Here is a 1,612-nt window from a genome sequence, read left to right as displayed (position 1 = left end):
TTCGTGGTCAGGTGCACGCGGCGTGTGGGACGGGGAAGACCATCATGGCGGCGGCGTCGGCGAGGCGGCTTGTGCCCAGGGGGCGTGTGCTCGTGCTGGTGCCGACGCTGGATCTTCTGGCATCAGCCGAGCTTCAGCAGCGGCTTGAACAGCTTGATCAGCGGCGCGAGCAGCGCAAGTTCCTGCCGCTGTTTCGGGGTAAGGCGGGCAAGGTCCTGCCGCTCCTTGGGCGTGAGACGTGCGATCTCCTGCCGCTCCTTCGGGGTGAGGCGCTTGATCGCCATACAGTCCCCCGGGGAAAGCTGCTTCACCTGCGCCGGGGTGGGCGCCGACGGCTGTGGGGCGGCCTGCGACGGCGGCAGCGGCGTCGCCTGCTGGCCGGGAGCAGCGTGCACGCCGGGAGTCAGGGTCAAGAGCAGGCCTGCAGAAACCGGCACTGCGACAGCGCCCGCCTTCAGCAGGCGTATCCGCTGGGAAGCCTTCTTGTGACGCGCCATCAGCCCTTCCTCCTCATGCCTGAATCGAGCCGTGCGACCGCTACCGCCACCGGCCGGATGTCACTTCACTAGGAAGCAGACGGCGGGAGCTGTTGCCCGCGTTTTCCGCTGCCAGACAAGCTGCCAACGAGAAAAACACACCAGGCCGGGCGCGTCACCCCCCTGTCCGCTACGCACTCCGTTACGCAAGAACAGACGTGATCCCGGCCATGCCAGCGACGATATAAAAGAGACTGACACGTACTAAAACTTTGTGCACCGCATAACAAAACCACTGCCTCGAAAGCAATACCGGCCGAAAGTCCGCCTTATCTCATCCACCCACGCATGCGACACACGCCACAATCCTGATCTCTGGCGGGCGGTCGACCAGGACGGCAACGTCCTGGACATCCTCGTGACCGATAAGCGGGACGCCGCCGCGGCCCGGCGCTTCTTCCGCAAGCTCCTCAAGGGCACCGAGACCGTGCCGAGAGTGATCGTGACCGACAGGCTCCGCTCTTACGGGGCTGCCCACCGCCAGGTCATGCCATCGGTCGAGCACCGCAGCTCGAAGTATCTGAACAACAGGGCAGAGAACTCGCATATCCCCACACGGGAGCGCGAGCGGGGTATGAAGGGCTTCCGCAGCATCGGCACAGCCCAGAGATTCCTCGCCGCCTTCTCCCAGATCTCACCGCACTTCCGCCCCCACCGCCACCTGATGACCGCCCCCGACTACCGCGCCGAGATGGCCGAACGCCACACCCTCTGGCGCACGATCACCACCACCGCCAATACGACAGCGACCGCCTGAGCCAGGCACAGCCAGCACCACCGACCTGCCCCAACCCACCTACACCATCGGCAACTTGACAAGGCCACTCAACGAGTTCGACCTGCTCTTCGACGGCCGCCTCACCGCCGGACGGGTGTAGGCCAACCAGACCAACCATCAACTACTAAACCAAAACGGTGAAGAACACCTAATTCGTGGCTCTGCCTTGATTTTCGTAGCGGGTGATCGAATCCGTCGCGGTTCCGGGGCTCTGGGGGCACACTGGAGGGTGTATGTCCTCGAGTTGGAGGTCCTGTTGCCGCAGTTGGCCGCGGTGCAGGTCCAGGAAGTGCAGGCT

At 64.3% G+C, this 1,612-nt stretch carries 1 protein-coding gene and 2 pseudogenes; 2 read left to right on the top strand and 1 reads right to left on the bottom strand.

Annotated features, from left to right (window positions below):
• Positions 1-122: pseudogene (locus ACZ7NC_RS45550) on the top strand (DEAD/DEAH box helicase family protein); the annotation flags it as partial.
• On the opposite strand, the gene ACZ7NC_RS45545 reads toward ACZ7NC_RS45550, so the two are convergent.
• Positions 123-497 (bottom strand): hypothetical protein, encoded by a 375-nt coding sequence (locus ACZ7NC_RS45545; RefSeq protein ID WP_471498351.1) that lies wholly within the window; start codon positions 495-497, stop codon positions 123-125. It lies immediately after the preceding pseudogene.
• Positions 498-849: 352 nt separating this feature from the next.
• Between ACZ7NC_RS45545 and ACZ7NC_RS45540 the strand changes: the two are divergent.
• A pseudogene (locus tag ACZ7NC_RS45540) lies at positions 850-1,293 on the top strand (IS6 family transposase); the annotation flags it as partial.
• Positions 1,294-1,612: the final 319 nt, after the last annotated feature.

It is taken from the genome of Streptomyces sp. NPDC111802, assembly GCF_055634335.1.
This window is presented reverse-complemented; position numbering and strand designations above follow the sequence as displayed.

Coding starts and splice junctions, on each gene's coding strand:
- ACZ7NC_RS45545 (WP_471498351.1), bottom strand. CDS start 497: ATGGCGCGTCACAAGAAGGCTTCCCAGCGGATACGCCTGCTGAAGGCG.